This window comes from Microbulbifer rhizosphaerae, from assembly GCF_014191725.1.
In the GTDB taxonomy this organism is placed as follows: domain Bacteria; phylum Pseudomonadota; class Gammaproteobacteria; order Pseudomonadales; family Cellvibrionaceae; genus Microbulbifer; species Microbulbifer rhizosphaerae.
Map to the genome: position 1 here is coordinate 134,211 of NZ_JACHWZ010000009.1, position 18,702 is coordinate 152,912.

The following is an 18,702-nucleotide window of genomic DNA, read 5'->3' on the forward strand; positions in this document are numbered from 1 at the left end:
TCTGATTTGGCGCATAAAGCTACAGATCTCATTTGAGAGCTCCCGGGCCAGAGGGCCCTGCTTTGCTTCGCCGTTCTCGTCGCGGACCATTTCGTTCAGAAGTTTCGGGTTGGCGAAGGTGGCGCGTTGGGCGGTGAGGTGATCGCCCCTGTGGGTGGCATAGGAGTTGAAGTCCTCTGAAAGCGGCCAGTCGGCCGAATACTGCGCTGTCTGAAGTACTGATGACGAGCCGGACTTCAATAGCGGACCTGTTGCACGGGATGTGATCCCGATGCTCAATCGGTCACGCCGAACAGGCCCAGCTGGCCATCCACCAGACTGTCGAAATCCAGTTCTATGAAGGGCAATATGGCATCGGCCACCGGCTTGAGCTGCCTGTCGATATAGTGCTGGTAATCCATCGGCGACTGGCGGTGATCAATGGGCTCCGGGCCATTGGGGGTGATCACGTAACGAATCCAGCCCTTGTTCTGGTAGCGTGGCGCCAGCCCCTGCTGGCGGCGGCGTTCATCGGCCAGTCGCGCCGCGCGTACTTGGGGGGGCACGTTTTTTACGTATTGCTCCAGCTTGCGCCTGAGCCGCTTGCGGTATACCAGCAGCTCGTCCATATCTCCCGCCCAGGTTTTCTCCACCGTCTCGCGGATATAGTCGGACGGATCTTGCCCCTGAAACACCATCCCGTAGAGTTGGGTCTGGAACTGCTTGGCCAGGGCGGTCCAGTCGCTGCGCACGGTTTCCAGGCCCTTGAATACCAACTTTTCCTCGCTCCCTTTTTCCTCGCTCCCTTTCACCACCAGACCCGCATAGCGTTTCTTGGAACCGGCCTCCGAGCCGCGAATGGTGGGCATCAAAAAGCGCCGGTAGTGGGTTTCAAATTCCAGCTCCAACTCGCACTCCAACGCCAGCTCTTCTTTGAGCTTGTGACGCCAGCGCCCGTTGATCTCGCTGGCCAGACCCTTCCCGATCGCATCCGCCTCTTCGAGGCTGGGTCGGCCGCTCAGCCAGACAAAGATGGAATCGGTATCGCCGTAGATTACCCGATGGCCCAGTTTCTCTTCACCTATTTCCTCGATCCAGCGGGCAGTCTGCTGCATGATCTCGTGACCGCGCAGGGTGATGGAGCTGGCCAGGCGCGTGTCGTAGAAACGGCAGCCCCCTGAACCCAGCACGCCGTAGAAGGAGTTCATGATGATCTTGATGGCCTGGGAGCGGGCGGCATCCTGCTCCCGCTTGGCGATGTCCCGCTGCGCCCAGAGGTTGGTAATGATGTCCGGCAGGAAGTGCCTGTCACGGGAAAAGCGCGCGCCGCGAAAACCGGGGATGGCATCGTCATCCGCCAGGCCCTCGACCAGCCCCTCAATCAACCCCATAGGATCGATCTTGAAGGTGCGGATAATACTGGGGTAAAGGCTCTTGAAATCCAGAACCAGCACGTTGTCGTAAAGGCCTGGCCGGGAATCCATCACATAGCCGCCCGGACTGGCCAGGCCGCCGTCGGCCGGCAGGTTGGGCGCCACATAGCGGCTGCGGTGTAGCCTGGGCAGGTAGAGGTTGGTGAAGGCCGCCACGGAGCCGCCACTGCGATCCAGCTCGAGGCCGGTGAGCTGGGCCCGCAGGCGCAGGTAATCCAGCAGCCGGGTGTGCTGAAAAATGTCCCAAACCAGGCGGCAGTCCTCCAGGTTGTAGGCGGCCAGCTTGGGTTTGTTGTGGCGAAAGTCGTGTTCAATCACGGCCAGGCGGTTGTCCACGTCTTCGGTGTCCTTGCCCCTGCCCAGCAGGGTTTGTGCCACGAACTCCAGGCTGAAGCTTTCGAAATTGTAGGTGGCGCTTTTCAGTCCGTCGATGCCGTCCAGTACCACGCGGCCCGGCAGCGTCACAAAGCCCTGGCCGCCTTCCCGGCCATCCCGCCAGCGGGCATCTGCGCCACCACGCCCCAGCTTCAGGCGCAGGCCGTGGCGCCCGGCCCTTTTCAACAGCAGCCGAAAATCAAAGTCCACCACGGACCAGCCGATGATGATGTCCGGGTCCAGGTATTTGATCCTAGCCTCTAGGGCCCCGAGCAGGGCCCGCTCGTCATCCACCCAGTGGATGGCGGTGCCGGCACTCTGCGGTTGGCCCTCCGCCTCTTCCGGCATTGGGCCCACCATTAGCACCTCCTCCACGCCATCGCCGTAGAGACCGATGGAATACAGCTCGCCCTGGCCGGAGCACTCCACGTCCAGGGAAACCACCTTGAAATCCGGCCGCACCTCGGCGCCCTTGAGGCGCACCTGGCGATATTCCGTATAGCCGTCTTTGGCCTGGGCCAGACCTTCAAAGTAGAGACCACCCCGGGCAAAGCGCTCCATCAGGTAACGGTCGTGGAGACGAAAATCCCCTTCCAGCACGTCGATGCCGCGGTTTTGCAACAGGGTCTGGGCCCGGCGGTGGGCGTCGATAGTAGGAAAATACAGCATGGCCGCTTCCTCGCGGCCAAAGGTCTGGAACCCCAGCTGCTGCCAATCGTAGGGCACGCCGGCCAGCGCCTCGGTCACCTGGGTGCGGTCCGCCACCTTCACCATAAAGACCGGGCGCTCCCCTCCAATGACCAGCTTGACCGGGCCCTCGGGCGTGGCCAGCCAGTAGTGGATGCGGGTGCTGCCGCGCTGGTCAAAGCTGTGGCGGCTGAGGAGGAATCCTTGAGGCAAGAGACTGTACTGGGTTGAGGCTTGGATTGGGGCTTGTGTTGGTGATCGGCGCCATTCTACTGGATAAATGCACAGATATCAGCAACCGCCAGAGCTGCACGGGAGGGCTCTGGCGGCCTGCCGTCATCACCACGAAAGACGGGCGGCCACACGCGCCTCATCAGCGTGCAATGAAAACGACCAGCCATTGCGTTCACACAGCCGTTGAACGATACCCAGACCCAGACCATACCCGTTAGGCGACGACGCCTCGGTCGGTGTGTGCCGTTCATCAGCTTCACTACTCACCTGATTGGTGACGAATAGCACGTGCTCTTTGATGTGAATCGTGATCGGTCCCTGCCCGTCAAGCGTATGCTCGAATGCATTTCGCACCAGATTATTGACCGCGATAGAAAAAGCCTGTGAATGTCCGCAGGCAATGGGTTTTTCTAGATCATCGATTTCGACATCGATTAAGTCGATTTCAACATCGACGCACTTGCCGTTCAACAGGTGGCGCTGCTGATCTATCGCCTGGCTTACCAGCGGCATCACTGAAAACTGCTCGTCATACAAACCATCGTCGGTTTCGCGAGCGAGGCACAGGAACATTTCAATCGTGGCTTTCATTTCGAAGGTCGCACGCCTCACTCGATCTACCACCTTCGCATCCGTCGTTGACAGATCGCTTTGTTCCAGCAGCTCAAGCGCGCCTATTATCACAGTGATCGGCGTCCGCAACTCATGACTGGCTGAACCGGTAAAGTATCGCTCCCTCTCAACAAATGCGCTGATACGCTCAAGCGTCTTCTCCATGGTCCTGGCGAGCACGCCAACCTCATCATCGCCGAACCGGCTAGACTCTATGCGTTTATGATCTTCGGCCGATAGTTTTTCCGGGTCGATGTCCGCGACCACTTTAGCGAGTTGCGCGACAGGGGCGACCGCTCTACGCATCACAAGAACTCCCAGCCCGAAACCAAGAGCACCGAGCGTACCCACGACTCCGGTGATAACGAGCAGCAACCACCAATCCTCTGACGACGCAGCCTCAATCCCGGCAACGTCGAAAACCACAAATGCGTTTCGCCGTTCATTGTTGGTAGGTAGCTTTTCATTGTTGGTAGATAGCACGGCGACATGCAACTCTTCCGCTTCGAATTCGTACAACCCTTCATCGGGTTTTGTCTGCGCCCATTCCCTGAGTGATTCCGGCAAGCTACCAACCTCATCGTATCCGCGAAGGTTCGTCGTCAGAGAGGGATAGCTTTCGGCGGCACGCTGTAGCTGACTCGCCAGCACACGGTCTTCGCTCAACCTGATCGCAGCGAAGAAAGCGAATCCCCAGGCCACGCTAAGTACAGCAACACACATTGCAAATGCAATGGCGACACGCTTGCGTAAACTGTACCGGTACATTACTGAGCATCCTCTGAAATTCGGTACCCGATGCGATGCACCGTATGAATTAACGGGCTATCAAACGGCCGATCGATAGCCTGCCGCAGCTTGTACATATGTGAGCGAAGCGCATCACCATCGGGGCGCTCGTCAGCCCACAACAAAGTTTCGAGATCATCGCGAGCCACAACAGACGGCGCCGTCTCCATCAATCGTTGAAGTAGTCTCATGCCAGCAGGGGTGAGATCGATGCGCCGCCCCGCGCGATGCACTTGCAGCGTGGACCGATTCATCGTCAGATCACCTACAGTTAACAGGTTGTCGGTTTTTCCGTGCCTACGTTTGTACAGCGCCTGCAGTCGCGCATGGAGCTCTTGTAATGCGAATGGCTTGACCAAGTAGTCATCGGCTCCCGCCTTAAACCCCTTAAGTTTATCGTCAAGCGTGTCTCTCGCCGTCAGCATAAGCACGGGCGTTTCTACTTCGGCATCAGATCGCAGCTTTTGGCAGAAACTCAGGCCATCCATCCTTGGAAGCATGAGGTCTAGAACAATAACGTCGAACCGATTCGTCAACGCCAGGTGCATCGCGCTTATACCGTCATAGGCAAAATCCATTACATAGCTATGCTTTTCAAGATACGCGGCAATGTTCTCGCAAATGTCGCGGTTGTCTTCGACAATCAACACTCTAATCGGCACGGCACCAAGCACGTGTACCATCTGCTGCTCCCCCTTACCAGGCACGATTTACCAGGCATAGTCCAGCCGCAGGCCAATAAGCGGCTCGGCTTCGCTATCATCTTCCACTTCAACGCCTCGGCGGTAGTCAAACTCGGTGTCGTCGCTCGACGACGCTGCCGTTACGTTGATGACATCGAGAAAGGCTGTTACATCGATGGGGCCAAATGCGCGCCGGTAGTCAACACGAACGTTCAACGAGCCGGAACCGCTATTGCGACCGACATTGCGCTCAGTGATCTCTTTCGAGTAGCGTAGAGGTTGTCCGGCTCCCAATACGTCTGAGTGAATAATAAAGACGTCGTCTGGCCTGCCGGACAGATATTTGTAGCGCCCGGCAACCTTCCAGCGGTTGCTGATTTCCCAGGTCAGGCCGAGGGTAGCGACATGCTCGCGGCTGAATTCGGCGGCAACGTCACCGCGACCGTCTTTCCGGTCGACTTCGGCATCGTTATAAGAGTAAGTTGCGGTAGCGTAAATACCCTCGCGAATCATACCGTTGGCCACGACATCGACGCCGTATGATGTGCCGTCACCAATGTTTGCAAAGGTTCCGCTTGCTCGGTCAAGGTCTACCACCAGGTTGTCGAGGTTTTGATAATAGGCTTCCGTCAACACCGACCAGCTGTTGTTCGGGAAATATTCAAAACCGACACTACCGTGCGTGATCTCCTCGTTCTCAAGGTCATTCGACTCGTTAGCGGCAAGGTCTAAAAACCGTGGCGACTGGTGAAAGAGTCCTGCAGTCGCAAAATATCTAACCGTTTTACTCGGCCGCCAATTGACGCTGAACCTGGGCGACGCGAAGCTTTCGTCGGCAAAACCGTCCCGCTCGAACCGCACGCCTGTGCGAAAATCCCAATCGCCTTGCTCAAAAAGCTGTTCTACATAACTTGCATAGCTCGTTTCTTTCTGAATCAGTGAAGAGTTGATGTTCTCGGGCGTCAGCACAATAAAACGCTGATCTGGGTCTGGTCTAAAATCATCGTCGTCGTAGACAAACCGGGTCCAATCGCCATCCAAGACGGTGTTGTAGTCCAGTTCAATTTGCGTTACTCGAATACCGGAACTGAACACGCCCCATTGATTCACTGTCTCGAAGTCGCTTCGCCAGCCGATCTCTGTCTCATCTTCACCGATGGTAATAATGTCTTCCCGCACCGGAAAGCTGGACGCGGGCGATCCCGCAGGTACCAGATCAGGAAATGATTCACCCTCTGAACTAATCTTGTCGCTTGTGCGGTAGTAAACCTTATTGGTCAAGACAGCTTCTTCACCGATCAATGACCGCAATGTCAGACCGTACAAATCACTATCTTGTTCAGAATCTTGAAGTGCAGCATCTTCGAAATTGGGTGACGCAAAAACGTGAGTCACGCCGCGGGTATAGTCTTCGTGTGTATCTATCAGTAGAATTTCGAACGTGTGGTTCTGGCTGACTGGTATGACCGACTTTACGATGACGTCTCTTAAGACCGGCTCCCCAATGTCGAGTTCTTCGATAGTTTCAAACAAAGCGCCGAAATCCAGTCGTCGAGCAGAAACAAGCAAAGTAGAGTCTTCAGTGATACCGGTAGGGCCGTCGTAACCAACTTCATATCCCGCAAGGTCGAGGCGCAGACTTGCTGAAGGGCTTGGATTGCCATCGGCGACTTCCAGTTTGAGTAGCGATGCCGCCCGGCCGCCATAAGCCGCACTCCACCCACCCGGTGAAAATTCTGCACCACTGATAACGTTCGGTGCGAAAATCGAGAAACGGCCGCCACCACCGACATCTTCTTCTTCACCCAGTGTCGCATCAAAGTGTACCGCTTTATCAAAGGGAAAGTCATCAACGAATAGCAAATTATCTCTTGGGCCACGGCCGCGTACGCTAAAGCTCGCGAATTCGCTGGCGGATGCCAGGCCAGGTAAACCGTCCAGCGAGAGGAGCGGATCTGCACCGCCGCCAACAGCACTTCGCAACGCTTCTCTATCGAGATAGGTGCTGTTAACTGATAATGCTTCAGCTTGCTGTCCGAGAACCGACACTTCCTCAACTGCCTGCCCCCCAAGCTCGAATTCAAGCTTGATATTTTTGCGCGTAACCACGCGCACGCTTGGCTCATACAATGCATTGAACCCGCCTTTGGCTACCCTCACCGAGTAGAGGCCGGGGCCGAGCTGTTCAACGACGATGCGACCTTGTGCGTCAGTTTTTACAGATCGCGTGGCATTGGTTTTCCGTTCCGTGATCATGATCTGCACGGTTGAGAGTGGCCGGTCAGTATTCTGATCTTTGACTATGATAGTCAGCGCACCGGGCGCCTCTGCTGCGTGGGTAAAAAGTGGAAATCCAATCAGGAGCGCCGATAGAGTCAACCGCGATACCTGTCTCAATTGCCTGCTCATATTGCTATCCCTCCAACAATCTGCCGTATTTATTTGGTGAAACGCTGGGAGGTTAGCAACGCCAATGTGACTAAAAAGTCGCTGAAATGTGAAAGCTACATCGGAGCCCGGATGCCTACGGTCGGTTCAACTCAAGGGCAATACCGGCACCACGCCATGTAACGCGGCGCACGGGACGCTTTGAAACGCCACTTGCGTCTCACTTTTTTCTCGACATTCGTATATATCTAGAGTTTTGCATATTGGGGGTCAGAGCATATTAGGGGTCAGGATATTAGGGGTCAGGATATTAGGGGTGAGTATTAGGGGCAGAGTAAAATTTCGCCACCTAAATCAACGGTGCCATTTGACGACAAAATTTTACTCTGACCCCTAATATCCTTCGACCCCTAATATCCATATCCATATCCATATCCATGACCCCTAATATCCAATAATATCCAATATCCTAATATCCTTATTTCCCATTCAGCCATTTGAGATCCTGGTCATACCAACGCCAAACATCATCGTCAGGCCAACTAAGAAGCTTCAAGATCAACCTCTCAGTAAACGTCCGTACTCGAACGAGATCTTCAAAAATTACCCCACCTTTACCTGAGCTTGCTGCGTGAAACAACCCATTGCGAATACTTGCAGCACGCCTCATACCCTCTTCAAAAGTAAGGTCTGGCCATAAATCACTTGTTTTTGGATTATAGATTTCGCAAGCTCTAAGTATCCGACTATTCAGCGCTGATCGCTTCAACTCAGGCAGCTTGGCCATAAGCTGCTCTCGAGGTATATCCATATCTAGCCCCTTGATGGCCGTACGAAGTAAAGATTCAACCTTTTTCCACTTAGACTTTTCCACTACATATTCGCCGTTACCATTTAGACAGCATGAGACGATTGTCTCCATGGCCGAGAACGTCATAAAAAACGCGGTTTCAACATTTGATGAAAATGACGCAGCAAGGAACCTAATTGCTCGACGAACATCTTCAGATCTTGATGAGCGACCTATCTCATTCACTAAGTGCTGCAGACCGCGGTCAGCGAGCCCTCTAGAATGAATCAACTCATCTGTTGACGCCTTAGCTTCAACGGCTTGTAACTTCCTCCTAAAAAATCTAGAGCTAAAAGATTGGCCTTCTTGATCAGCTCCGATATATTCAATTTCGTAGTAATCAACTTTCTGCCTGTAGCTCAGGGACAGCGCATCGCACACCTCGTCTAAATATTTCTTAAGCCTTTCATTTACATCATATAGACTGTCGCCACTAGCGATCTTTATATTTCCAGTTATCGAAGATCGTCTAACCTGATGGGTTACCTCGTTTCCATTCTCCGTTGTTTCATAGTACTCAAAGGTCTCCATGGCCTCGAGCATTCCCCCCTCAAAATCTAGGCCAATTGTTAAAGGCTCAGTTTTCTTGATCTCAACTGCGCCATCAAAACTTACAGTACGAATTGAAGGACCACCCAAAATCCCACTTGGTTGCAGACGAACAATTACAGTAATTTCTCGCTCTTTTTCGAATTTGCACTCCGCAATACCGAACTGTACAGCGAAGAGACTAATAGAGGACACTTGTGCTGAATTACTACACCGCGAATCTCCTATACCTACAATCCCCAGTAATTCAACGTCCACGTCTTCCGAGGAAACACAGGTTAGCTTTAAAAAATTTTCCTTTAACCCTCTGAGTGCAACACCAGCATTTCTCTGCTCAACCGCCCCACCCAGCCACAGCAATTCAACCGACAATTTTGTAGAGTCCCATCGAGGAAAGCTAATTGTCGCCAAACAATCAAGTATTTCACCATTAGGCGCAGGCATTTTCCCATGAAAAGCAACGTCGAAGTTCTTACTCTCACTCATACGACATACAACCGATTTCGATTATTAACCGTCTCAAAATAGTATTTACATAGAAGCGTACACAGTAGTTGGCGCGCCAAAAAAACAAACTGGACCAGATCAACATTTTGGCATAGTATCTATCCAGCCAAATCAAGGTCATAAAGTTGAGCTTACCCCATTTATCCTGAGCGCTTCATCATCTTTACCTTTGCGAGTCAGGCAGCAAGAAGAAAGAAAATTGAACTCACTATGATCTAGTAGAAGAGACATTAAAATATATTCTCAATCAAAACGGAAACCGAAAAGCCCTCCTGTATCTGTATCGGTTATTTTTAGATCGACACGATAGTTATCTAGTTTGAAGGTCGGATAGTTCGACATATCCGGCATATCGTCGGAGTTCATTGTAACAATATACTGAATGTCGTGCTTTTCAGCCATTTCTGCACCTAGTAGAAGAGCCTTAGCGATTTGCCGCTCGTCAACGCCATCGAAGATAATACTATCATGAACAAGAGTTTTCGGCCGATTAGGTTCGTTAGCCCAAAGCTTCATCAGCATCATGTCGAAGCAGAAAATCTGCATTCTTGATTTTCCAGTACTTTTCTTTCCTGGAATATCGAACTCGAACTTAGGACCATTATTAGTTGGATCAATAATAAACTTTCCGGGCTCATCGTAGAGATTTGAGGATATTTCAGCGAATGCAATGATGGCTTCACTTATAGCTTCATCTCGCTCTGAGTAGTCAATTCGCATTTTCTGCTGAAGATTGTGCCTGCCTATCTTTAGCTCCGATCTTTTTTGATCGAGATCTTCAGTTGCCTCTAATTTTTTATCCAGCTGAACGAGCTCAGCTTCGTGTTTGGCAAGCTCTATCTGGAATTTCATATATTGATCAAGAGCACCATGAGCCTGGAGAAGCGACAATATTTCTGAGCGCTCCTTATCTAACGCTTCCTTTTCGGCATAACGTCGACTAATCCGCTCCGAAATATCAGACATTTCTTGCTGAAGGTGCTCTCTCCGATTACGAACAACTGACTCATGAAACGCTGCAACCTCGTCGAAACGTCGGGCGACCATCTCCGGCACATATATCATTGCCTCATTGAACAACCTACCTACCCGAGCGGTGTCAACTTCACTCTCATCTTCCAAGGCTCTTTCTAATTGTGACAACCACTCTTTATCTGTAGTGTCATCAGCGGAGATCCCTGCCAACTGCCTGGTAATATCAGAGGCTCGCTTTTCTTTTTCTTGGTACTCTGGGAGAACCCTAAAATTTTCGAGTGCTGACTTTAGTTTTTCTACCCGAGACTTCTTCAGCAAGATTTCAGTTCTTAAGTCAGAAGCTGACCCCAAAATATCACCGAGAGCACCCTCATTAGATGCTTCTTTTAGCGCTTTTATTAGCTTATCTTTCTGGCGAACTCCCTCAAACTCTCTAGCAATTTTCCAATCGAGTTTTAGCAGGTATGACAAGGATACTTGAACAGAGCAGGTAGATTGCTGTGAAAACCACTTATCTGGTGAGTCGAAACCTTTAGATGAACGCACAAAGTATGAAAACAATGAGCGAAATGTGGGGCCATTTTTAATTTTGGCAACCGAATCGGAAAGACCAAAGCAATAGTGACCTAGCCTCTTTACCCAGTCTTCGTTGCTACAGAAAAATTCTCCATCCAACTCAGAAATAGGCAGAAAGTTCTCTGGCATTTTTTTAACAAAAATTTTTGTGGGGTAATCACCTGATCGCTCAATGGCAACAGGGTTTCCATTAAGCTCGATATCCATACCAAAGCGGTATGGTGACAAATCTTTTGCCTTCATCAAACTGGTCTTTTTTAAATCGCCACCATATAGCGTACTAATAATCTCAACCAAGCTGCTTTTACCGGCTCCGTTCCGCGTTTGTCCATCAGTGGACTTGCTATCCTTTTCCGCAAGGATTAGATTAAGTCCAGAATGGAATTTGACAGACTTAAATCTAGGATGGTCACTATAGATTTTTTTAATCATTATTTAGCAATCCTTGTCAGCTTTCCGTTATTTTCTTCTATAGCGCCAATCAGAAAAAGAAAGTCCAATGACAAAATAAACCAGTCGTAAGGAACTTCGCCCTGCCGCATGCATACTTCATGATTTTTCTGTAGGTCATTCCACACAGAGCTTACAGTAGATCGGTTATGGATCAACTCAAAAACCTCCAAAGAAACGGTTATGATCGCTCTACTTGGCGACAAATGTTTGGTAGGCAAAATCATGCTTGCCAGACCTCTGGAGCATTCTCGTAAATATCACAGCGTTCGAAAAAGTAACTAAGTACCGCCAGTGATGACACTTGTGTAGAAACTTCGCCGCTGTCTCCGCCAGCGAAGGATTTTAGCTCAACAAAAATATCATCAGGGCTAGCTCCAATGTTTCTTAGAGAGAGATACTTGGCTCGGAAAGAATTAGCCAACTCCTCACCATATTCTGGATCTGGCCAACGTAACAACAAGTCATTGACCAAGTTTTCTTTACGTCTACCAGCAGATAGCAGAGCTTCCACATCTGGAGAAAGCTGGTTGTATTGAAGCTTCTCTGCCGAAACAGGCCTGATTTCAGGCATGATGCCTTCACTATTACTGCTCATTGCCCTCAATAAGGTTTTTATTGGCTCATGAGTTAGAGATTCGACGTCCTCCTGAGAAGGAGCAAGCCCAAATAGATCTACCAGCTTTACGGTGGGAAGTTTAAGAATTTGCTCTTTAACAATTCCAGGCCCCCAAGCACTTAGGTCAATTCTTGGATGCTCTCCTTTTAGCTCTTCCAATAAATCTAGGGCGTATTTTGGGAGGCCTTCTTGGTCGTTATGCACAAAGACCCATTTAGCGAGCCTTTCCCGCCATTTTTCGACAGCACCGAGAAAATCGCCCTTTATCTTCTGCAGGAGAGGTTTTTTTCTAAAACCAGAGCTAGGGGCATACGATTGGAAAACACACTTTTCAGGCGCCAGGTACCCATCAGCTTTACCATCCCCATCTCGGCCAGCTGCTTTCACTAGCTGAAAGTTGTCAGAATGAAGGAGCTCCATTATAGAACAGAAAAAGTCTTCATATTCCTGTTCGCACTTCCTTAAAAGAGCATTTTCGGCCTTCAATCCGTACCAAGCCCTCTGAACCTGATCCATTATTGAGCGTGTCCCTATGTTCTATCTGACTTATTATTTATCTACAACTCTAGTGACTGTTGTGGTTCAACAGTGTAGCATGTCGCTATTCCCCTATCCGCTCCCTTTAATATCCAAAATCTTGAACATCGGTTAAAAGATCTCTAACTTGCCGGTCGATACGCTTTCTAAATTCGTACACCACCTCTTCCTCAGCGAGACCGGCCGTACTTTTAGCGAAGTATAACTCCAGCACTTCCGCCATCTGCGGAATAGAGTAAGTGTCGAAATTAGGAATATAGTTAGTTTGATATTTCGAGTGCCTGATTTCGTAGAAAGCTCGCACAAAACGCTTCGGAGAAACAGTCACACCAAACCTTTCCAACAACTTGCTAACGTATCGATCCAGGTTGTGCAATATCGTTTCGTCATTTATTTCGGAGAAAAAGAACATCCACCCCTTTGCTTTTTTCTGAAATATACAACCTGTAATCCGCAAATTTAATCGCCATAAAAGAAACTCTTGGCTCTTCACTTTAGAATGTTTATAGCCCGTAAAAATTGAGACTAGTGATTCTTTAAGTTTTTCTATAGACGCCTCTCGCGGCGAAATCTGCCTCCCCTTAAACTGGTATCCAAGATAGTCAAACTTTTCGCCAACCTTACCCATCGTAGACTTCTCAGGGGCTTTCACTGGGTCATGAATCGTTAGGCCTATCCGGCGAAATCTACGAACGATTTCTCTAGCAATGCTATAAACATCCTTGTAATCACATAGAATAAATATATCATCGATATATCGATGGTAAGCAATGTCCGCAAAGTTGGAAAAGCATCTATCTACATTAATTAAGTATATTGCCGCGAGAATATTTGATATCGACAACCCTTGCGGGACCCCAGATGTTCCCTTTACATCTGTAGCTCGAGACCGGGACACTGTAGGAGTAGCTACAGCACTTTGTACAAACTCTATGATTTCCGGATGGCGCACTCTTTTCCGAAGGCGCCTTAATAGCTCCTGATGTGATATCGACGGATAAAAATTAGAGACATCCAGCTTTATAAAACCAGTGTATTTTCCGGATTGAATCTCCTCTTTGGCAGCTTTTACCATATTCTGAGGAAGCTCAAACTTGATCACCCCATCATGGCGCTCAACCAAAAAGTCACAAAGCGCTCGAAGCGCAATTCTATCTCGTATAGTTGGAATGGATATCTCTCTCGGAACTTTTCCTCGCCCCTTACTGATAAGTCTTAGCTTATATTTACTGAATCGGTAACTCCCTGCGAGAACCTTTCGAGAAATGACCGACACCTCATCATTAAGTCTCGGCCAGAATTGTTTTTGGGTTAAATTATCAATACCGCTTGCGTTCGACAGGACTATGACATCTTGATAGATATGATGAAGGTAATCCTCTGAGAAAAAATATTCAAATCTATCCCTGATTGACACCAGACACCTCCATCACCAAGAATATTAATAAAGGCAGCGCATAGAGTGTCAATATAGAAAGCGATCTAATAAAAAGTTGCTTGAGCACAACAAACCAAACATATTTGGTAGGCCAGCGGTCTAGCCCTTTTTTCGGATCGCGAGGGCAGTTGTGACTTAGATATGTATCACACAGTGCTTTCTGATAATCAATATCCGCATGATTCTCACAAAGATTTAAGATCTGTTCGTATTCTTTGTTTATCTCATTCGGATCGGAATTTTCTTTTTTAGCCTTACGATAAAGACTGTTTAGAGACTCGTAGCTATCTTTGACAACTGCAGCACGCTCTTTATAGCTGAGACCGTTTATAAAACCAGAAACGCATAGCACTAAAACGGAAAATATCACCCAGGCAACGCTTGCGTACTCACTTTGAGAGTTGAATTTTAGATAGTATACTGATGCACTGACTGATACGAATGAATACCATAGCAGTAGTAATTGTGCGTGCCGTGCATTCGATATCAGTCTTTTTTCTGTTTGTATTCTCGCTTTGCGAGTCCACCAAATGCTATCGGCGATAGTCATACTCAAACCCTGAATAAGATGTCCCGAGGTGCCTGATCTAGTGACATAGAGTAACGCCCGTTTCCAGGCAAGCCCGAAGGCTAGGAGTAAAACTCCTCAATATTAGTTGCACCCATTAAATGGATGGTCGACCTTTCGATCGACACACCTCGGGACAAAACTTTGCAAATACCACATGTCCTATTGAAAACAGAACAGTTTCTCCATAGCTCTGGGTATCGCTTCACTCAATAGTATTTGAATCTCCTTTTAAGTCAATGACTTCGCATCTTTTCGATGAAGTTGACACCTAATGCCGATTAAGCTCCTGATCACACATCGCACACTGCTCAAATATTGAGCAAAGAAATGACAGGTATAAAAAAGCGAGCCTCACTAGAGGCTCGCTTTTTTAGTCCAACTGAAACTGGTTTAAAGAATATCCGTCGTTAATCGAGCACCCAATAGGATGATCAACTAGAAGGAATCGCCGGGCACCCGCACCCACCCCTCCATCAGAATCCGCGCGCTGCGGCTCATAATGGCCTTGGCGGCGGTCCACTGGCCGTTGACGATTTCCGCCTCCGCGCCGACACGCAGGGTGCCGGGCGGGTGGCCGAAGGTTACGGCGTTGCGCTCTCCTCCCCCGGCGGCCAGATTCACCAGGGTGCCGAGGATGGCGGCGGCGGTGCCCATCATAGCGTGGTGCAGTTTGCCCATGGACAGGGCGCGCACCAGCAGGTCGATATCACCAGCCGCGATTCCTTACCGCTGGATGCCGTATAGCCCTTGGGCGGCGCGACGAAGGCGATCTTGGGGGTATACTGGCGGCTGGCTGCGTCTTCCACCTTGTCGATCAGGCCCATTTCCACTGCGCCATGAGGTGCCCCTTGAATCATGATGATTTCGCCCACGATTTCGAGCCGAGCTGAGCCGCAGGCTTCCCCCCTATAGAGTCCCCAATTATCCTCGGATTTTTTCTGGCTCAAAATTGGCTTTTTGCAGCGCAATCATCTTTTCAAATGGCCGCAGCATGACTTTAAAATCCCGCTCCGGCTCCAGTTGCTGCATAGTTATCACAATGCTTTCCAACGTCGACAGGCTGTTCGCAAGCGAGGAATGCCGAATCTGGTAGTTGGAACCCCCCTCTCCTGCCAAGCTGATCCGAGGCAACTGCTGCAGCGCCGGGTGGAGGTGGAGCATTTTCTTGGATTTCCGCCAGGTAGCGTCAATCACCACCAGCTGCTCCAGCTCGTCGGCTTGCGGAGTGCCGGCCTCCACCTGCTCCGCCGCCGGCAGCCAGCTCAAGGAGGGGTAGAGCAAGGCCGACTTGGGTTTGAGCAACTGTGCCAGCTCTGTGTCTGACAGGCTTTCCACCACCACCAGCTCACTATTCTTCAGACACAGGTGCGCCATGCGCCCGGTGTTGAACGGGTGCTTCTGTTCCAGGGGGTGCTGTATGATCAGCACCTCAATTCGATTGGCGATCTCGACCAATGCGCTGCAGTAACAGACCTTCAGCGGGCGTTGGCAGGTTGGGCAGGTTTGGCGCGGCATAGATGACTGAAGATCAGGATTTTTCGGGGCACTCATTCTCGGCGCAGTGGCTTTCCGAGGCGGAGATGCCGTTGGCCAACAAATTCTACCGCATGCACAAATTCCGCGGCAAAGCGCGGCGGAATGAGCCGTGTATGGTCGTTCGGGGCGATCAGGGGCAGATTGTTGCCTGTGGCTGCCTGAGGAAGCTGGCGGATTGCGAGCTGCTGGCGGGGGTGGCTGTGGCGGAGGAGTTCCGTGGTCGGGGTGTGGCACGGCTGTTGTTGAGGGGTATGGCGGGAGCGTTTGACAGGAGTACTTTTACCTTTCCGTATAGGCATTTGGTGCCATTCTACGAATCTTTGGGGTTTGTGGTGGTTGATGAAGCTGGGCAGCCTTCTGCGATCGTTGACCGCTTCCAGACCTATGTGAAACAGGGGCGGGATATTCTGATAATGAGATATCAAGGGGCGCTGCGGTAATTTGCAAAGCCGGTTGATTTCGGCGGGTTCAGCGGTACTGGATGCCGGATCAAGTCCGGCATGACGAGTATTCAAGGACTCGGGCCCAGTTTTCCACCGTTGACCGCTTCCAGACCTACGTGAAACAGGGGCGGGATATTCTGATAATGAGATATCAAGGGGCGCCGCGGTAATTTGCGAAGCCGGTTGATTTCGGCGGGTTCAACGGTACTGGATGCCGGATCAAGTCCGGCATGACGAGTATTCAAGGGCTCGGACCAGCTTTCACAGGGACGGGATATCGTGTTGCAGCAGTGGCAGAACTTTGTTTCCACGGTTCTACAAGCCGAATGACCAAGGTATCGGGCTGTGATACGCTTTGGTGGAAGCTTACGCCAACCCCCTATGAGTAGAAGGGTCGGCACGGCGCAAGAAAAACAAGATCAAAGGAACCTTCCGATGGAATCCAATCCGTATAGTGCACCAACTTCCGAACTGACTGCCGCAACTGATGATCTCATTTCCGGCGACTTCCAGCGCTTCAGCGCCTGGTGGGTATTTATTCTCTCAATTGTTACCTTGGGAATTTACCCTGTTTACTGGATTTGCACCCGCGCCCAAGTGGTCAACCGCATCCACGACAATCCGATCGCTCCCGCCTGGTTCTACCTGATGGCAATATTTTGTGCGCTGACCTTCTTGGCAGGGTTTATCATCCCTGAGATGGGCGCTTTTTATCTGATGGTGTACATCGGCTATATAGTGACTTACCTCGCGAGCCTGTTCAAAGTCAGAAATCGCCTGCAGGATCTCATGAGCCAGAGCACCGGTTCTGCCTATCGCCTGGGCCCGGTCATGACTTTCCTGTTCAACAGTATCTACTTGCAATACAAAATCAACGAGTACATCGACCAGAGCCAGCAATCAGCTGACTAACCCATTCCCTCCGAACGTTTCCCTTTGCCGCACGGCTTCGCGCGGCAATTGGCAAATGCGGCCGGCGCACCCGTGGGGCGGGAAATCCCGCCCTTCTCTCCTTAGAAAGAGTCGCCTGGGACCCGCACCCACCCCTCCATCAGAATTCGCGCGCTGCGGCTCATAATGGCCTTGGTGGCGGTCCACTGACTGTTCACGATTTCCGCTTCCGCACCCACGCGTAATGTGCCGGACGGATGGCCGAAGGTGACGGCGTTGCGCTCCCCTCCCCCGGCGGCCAGATTGACCAGGGTGCCGGGAATGGCGGCGGCGGTGCCGATGGCGACGGCGGCGGTGCCCATCATGGCGTGGTGCAGTTTGCCCATGGACAGGGCGCGCACCAGCAGGTCTATATCGTCTGCGGCGACTTCCTTACCGCTGGATGCCACATAGCCCTTGGGCGGCGCCACAAAGGCGACCTTGGGGGTATGCTGGCGGGCTGCAGCCTCTTTCACCTTTTCGATCAAACCCATTTTCACCGCGCCGTGGGCACGGATGGTTTCGAACATGGCCAGGGCCTTGTCGTCGCTGTTGATGGCTTCCTGCAGTTCGGTGCCGGTGTAACCGATGTCGGCGGCATTGACGAAGATGGACGGGATGCCGGCGTTGATCATGGTGGCTTTCAGGATGCCTACGCCGGGCACTTCCAATTCGTCCACCAGGGTGCCGGTGGGGAACATCGCGCCGTCGCCGTCTGCCGGGTTCATAAACTCGATCTGGACTTCTGCCGCCGGGAAGGTGACGCCGTCCAGTTCGAAATCGCCGGTTTCCTGTACTTCGCCGTTGGTGATGGGTACGTGGGCGACGATGGTCTTTTTGATATTGGCCTGCCAGATGCGCACGGTGCAGATGCCGTTTTGCGGGATGCGGTCAGGATCGACGAAGCCGCTGTTGATGGCGAAGGCGCCGACGGCGGCGGTGAGGTTGCCGCAATTGCCGGACCAGTCTACGAAGGGCTTGTCGATGGAGACCTGGCCGAAGAGGTAGTCGACGTCGTGGTCGGGCTGTTCGCTTTTGGATAGGATGACCGTTTTGCTAGTGCTGGAGGTGGCGCCGCCCATGCCGTCGGTTTGTTTGCCGTAGGGGTCGGGGCTGCCGATTACTCGCAGCAGCAGGTTGTCGCGGGCTTGGCCGGGAGTCTGTGCTGCTTCGGGCAGGTCTTGTAGGCGAAAGAAGACGCCTTTGCTGGTGCCGCCGCGCATGTAGGTGGCGGGGATTTTGATTTGGGGTTTGTGGGTCATGGGGGAATCGTTTGGTTGATTGGCTTCGATTTGGGCCCCCTCCCCCGGCCCCTCCCCCGCAAGCGGGAGAGGGGAGGAAGAGGTGGGCTTCGATTGGGTCCCCCTCTCCCCGGCCCTCTCCCCGGAGGGGAGAGGGGGCGTATTTATCCGGCTTTGGGAGAGTGTTTCTGGTGGATGCGCTTGGCGCTTATCCACCCTACGGTACTATTGAATCGAGCTCTGATTCTGTTCGCCTGCAAGCAGGCTCCTACAGCGATCATTGGTATCGGCTGCGTAGAA

Annotated in this window: 16 protein-coding genes; 2 read left to right on the top strand and 14 right to left on the bottom strand. The window is 51.4% G+C overall.

All coding sequences use genetic code 11. The features are described 5' to 3' along the window. Positions 1-275 precede the first annotated feature (275 nt). From FHS09_RS10990 to FHS09_RS11040, 13 genes are all read right to left on the bottom strand, one after another. Positions 276-2,687: a DNA polymerase II gene (locus FHS09_RS10990; RefSeq protein WP_183459761.1), complete on the bottom strand. Its 2,412-nt coding sequence runs from the start codon at positions 2,685-2,687 to the stop codon at positions 276-278. A 126-nt stretch (positions 2,688-2,813) separates the two neighbouring features. Next, a complete protein-coding gene (locus tag FHS09_RS10995; RefSeq protein WP_183459764.1) occupies positions 2,814-4,088 on the bottom strand; it encodes a sensor histidine kinase in 1,275 nt (424 codons plus the stop codon). Then, complete coding sequence (locus FHS09_RS11000; protein WP_221191941.1) at positions 4,088-4,792, bottom strand: response regulator transcription factor; 705 nt, start codon at positions 4,790-4,792, stop codon at positions 4,088-4,090. Before FHS09_RS11000 ends, FHS09_RS10995 begins: the two co-directional genes overlap by 1 nt. Positions 4,793-4,819: 27 nt before the next feature. Then, positions 4,820-7,201: a TonB-dependent receptor gene (locus FHS09_RS11005; RefSeq protein ID WP_183459766.1), complete on the bottom strand. Its 2,382-nt coding sequence runs from the start codon at positions 7,199-7,201 to the stop codon at positions 4,820-4,822. 457 nt (positions 7,202-7,658) lie between these two features. Then, the gene (locus FHS09_RS11010; protein ID WP_183459768.1) at positions 7,659-9,065 is read right to left on the bottom strand and encodes a hypothetical protein; all 1,407 of its coding nucleotides are present in this window, start codon (positions 9,063-9,065) and stop codon (positions 7,659-7,661) included. A 264-nt stretch (positions 9,066-9,329) separates the two neighbouring features. Then, positions 9,330-11,069 (bottom strand): ABC-three component system protein, encoded by a 1,740-nt coding sequence (locus FHS09_RS11015; RefSeq protein WP_183459770.1) that lies wholly within the window; start codon positions 11,067-11,069, stop codon positions 9,330-9,332. Further along, a complete protein-coding gene (locus FHS09_RS23390; RefSeq protein ID WP_425487769.1) occupies positions 11,069-11,314 on the bottom strand; it encodes an ABC-three component system middle component 6 in 246 nt (81 codons plus the stop codon). The genes FHS09_RS11015 and FHS09_RS23390 overlap by 1 nt, the downstream gene beginning before the upstream one ends. Then, positions 11,311-12,222, bottom strand: a complete 912-nt coding sequence (locus FHS09_RS11020; protein WP_183459772.1) for an ABC-three component system protein — start codon at positions 12,220-12,222, stop codon at positions 11,311-11,313. Before FHS09_RS11020 ends, FHS09_RS23390 begins: the two co-directional genes overlap by 4 nt. Before the next feature lie 106 nt (positions 12,223-12,328). Continuing rightward, complete coding sequence (locus tag FHS09_RS11025) at positions 12,329-13,660, bottom strand: reverse transcriptase domain-containing protein (protein WP_183459775.1); 1,332 nt, start codon at positions 13,658-13,660, stop codon at positions 12,329-12,331. After that, positions 13,644-14,231 (bottom strand): SLATT domain-containing protein, encoded by a 588-nt coding sequence (locus tag FHS09_RS11030; RefSeq protein ID WP_183459777.1) that lies wholly within the window; start codon positions 14,229-14,231, stop codon positions 13,644-13,646. Before FHS09_RS11030 ends, FHS09_RS11025 begins: the two co-directional genes overlap by 17 nt. Positions 14,232-14,687: 456 nt before the next feature. Continuing rightward, the gene (locus FHS09_RS23130) at positions 14,688-14,930 is read right to left on the bottom strand and encodes a PrpF domain-containing protein (RefSeq protein ID WP_281383125.1); all 243 of its coding nucleotides are present in this window, start codon (positions 14,928-14,930) and stop codon (positions 14,688-14,690) included. Beyond that, positions 14,906-15,109, bottom strand: a complete 204-nt coding sequence (locus FHS09_RS23135) for a PrpF domain-containing protein (protein ID WP_281383126.1) — start codon at positions 15,107-15,109, stop codon at positions 14,906-14,908. The genes FHS09_RS23130 and FHS09_RS23135 overlap by 25 nt, the downstream gene beginning before the upstream one ends. A gap of 64 nt (positions 15,110-15,173) precedes the next feature. Then, on the bottom strand, positions 15,174-15,803 hold the full coding sequence (locus FHS09_RS11040; protein ID WP_246394865.1) for a tRNA-uridine aminocarboxypropyltransferase: 630 nt from the start codon (positions 15,801-15,803) through the stop codon (positions 15,174-15,176). Between FHS09_RS11040 and FHS09_RS11045 the strand changes: the two genes are divergently transcribed. Together FHS09_RS11045 and FHS09_RS11050 are read left to right on the top strand one after the other, a co-directional pair. Continuing rightward, on the top strand, positions 15,770-16,228 hold the full coding sequence (locus tag FHS09_RS11045) for a GNAT family N-acetyltransferase (RefSeq protein ID WP_183459779.1): 459 nt from the start codon (positions 15,770-15,772) through the stop codon (positions 16,226-16,228). The two genes, FHS09_RS11040 and FHS09_RS11045, sit on opposite strands and share 34 nt — an antisense overlap. Positions 16,229-16,666: 438 nt before the next feature. Beyond that, the gene (locus tag FHS09_RS11050) at positions 16,667-17,143 is read left to right on the top strand and encodes a DUF4234 domain-containing protein (RefSeq protein WP_183459780.1); all 477 of its coding nucleotides are present in this window, start codon (positions 16,667-16,669) and stop codon (positions 17,141-17,143) included. 101 nt (positions 17,144-17,244) lie between these two features. Here the strand turns inward: FHS09_RS11050 and prpF are convergent, their stop codons facing one another. Further along, the gene (gene prpF, locus FHS09_RS11055; protein ID WP_183459782.1) at positions 17,245-18,423 is read right to left on the bottom strand and encodes a 2-methylaconitate cis-trans isomerase PrpF; all 1,179 of its coding nucleotides are present in this window, start codon (positions 18,421-18,423) and stop codon (positions 17,245-17,247) included. Positions 18,424-18,702 lie beyond the last annotated feature (279 nt).

Excerpts from the sequence above, each read along its gene's own strand:
- FHS09_RS11010 (WP_183459768.1), bottom strand. The coding sequence starts at position 9,065 with ATGAGTGAGAGTAAGAACTTCGACGTTGCTTTTCATGGGAAAATGCCT.
- FHS09_RS11000 (WP_221191941.1), bottom strand. The coding sequence starts at position 4,792 with ATGGTACACGTGCTTGGTGCCGTGCCGATTAGAGTGTTGATTGTCGAA.
- FHS09_RS11030 (WP_183459777.1), bottom strand. The coding sequence starts at position 14,231 with ATGACTATCGCCGATAGCATTTGGTGGACTCGCAAAGCGAGAATACAA.
- prpF (WP_183459782.1), bottom strand. The coding sequence starts at position 18,423 with ATGACCCACAAACCCCAAATCAAAATCCCCGCCACCTACATGCGCGGC.
- FHS09_RS23130 (WP_281383125.1), bottom strand. The coding sequence starts at position 14,930 with ATGGGCAAACTGCACCACGCTATGATGGGCACCGCCGCCGCCATCCTC.
- FHS09_RS10995 (WP_183459764.1), bottom strand. The coding sequence starts at position 4,088 with ATGTACCGGTACAGTTTACGCAAGCGTGTCGCCATTGCATTTGCAATG.
- FHS09_RS11045 (WP_183459779.1), top strand. The coding sequence starts at position 15,770 with ATGACTGAAGATCAGGATTTTTCGGGGCACTCATTCTCGGCGCAGTGG.
- FHS09_RS11015 (WP_183459770.1), bottom strand. The coding sequence starts at position 11,069 with ATGATTAAAAAAATCTATAGTGACCATCCTAGATTTAAGTCTGTCAAA.
- FHS09_RS11005 (WP_183459766.1), bottom strand. The coding sequence starts at position 7,201 with ATGAGCAGGCAATTGAGACAGGTATCGCGGTTGACTCTATCGGCGCTC.
- FHS09_RS11040 (WP_246394865.1), bottom strand. The coding sequence starts at position 15,803 with ATGAGTGCCCCGAAAAATCCTGATCTTCAGTCATCTATGCCGCGCCAA.
- FHS09_RS11050 (WP_183459780.1), top strand. The coding sequence starts at position 16,667 with ATGGAATCCAATCCGTATAGTGCACCAACTTCCGAACTGACTGCCGCA.
- FHS09_RS23390 (WP_425487769.1), bottom strand. The coding sequence starts at position 11,314 with ATGATTTTGCCTACCAAACATTTGTCGCCAAGTAGAGCGATCATAACC.
- FHS09_RS11020 (WP_183459772.1), bottom strand. The coding sequence starts at position 12,222 with ATGGATCAGGTTCAGAGGGCTTGGTACGGATTGAAGGCCGAAAATGCT.
- FHS09_RS23135 (WP_281383126.1), bottom strand. The coding sequence starts at position 15,109 with ATGATTCAAGGGGCACCTCATGGCGCAGTGGAAATGGGCCTGATCGAC.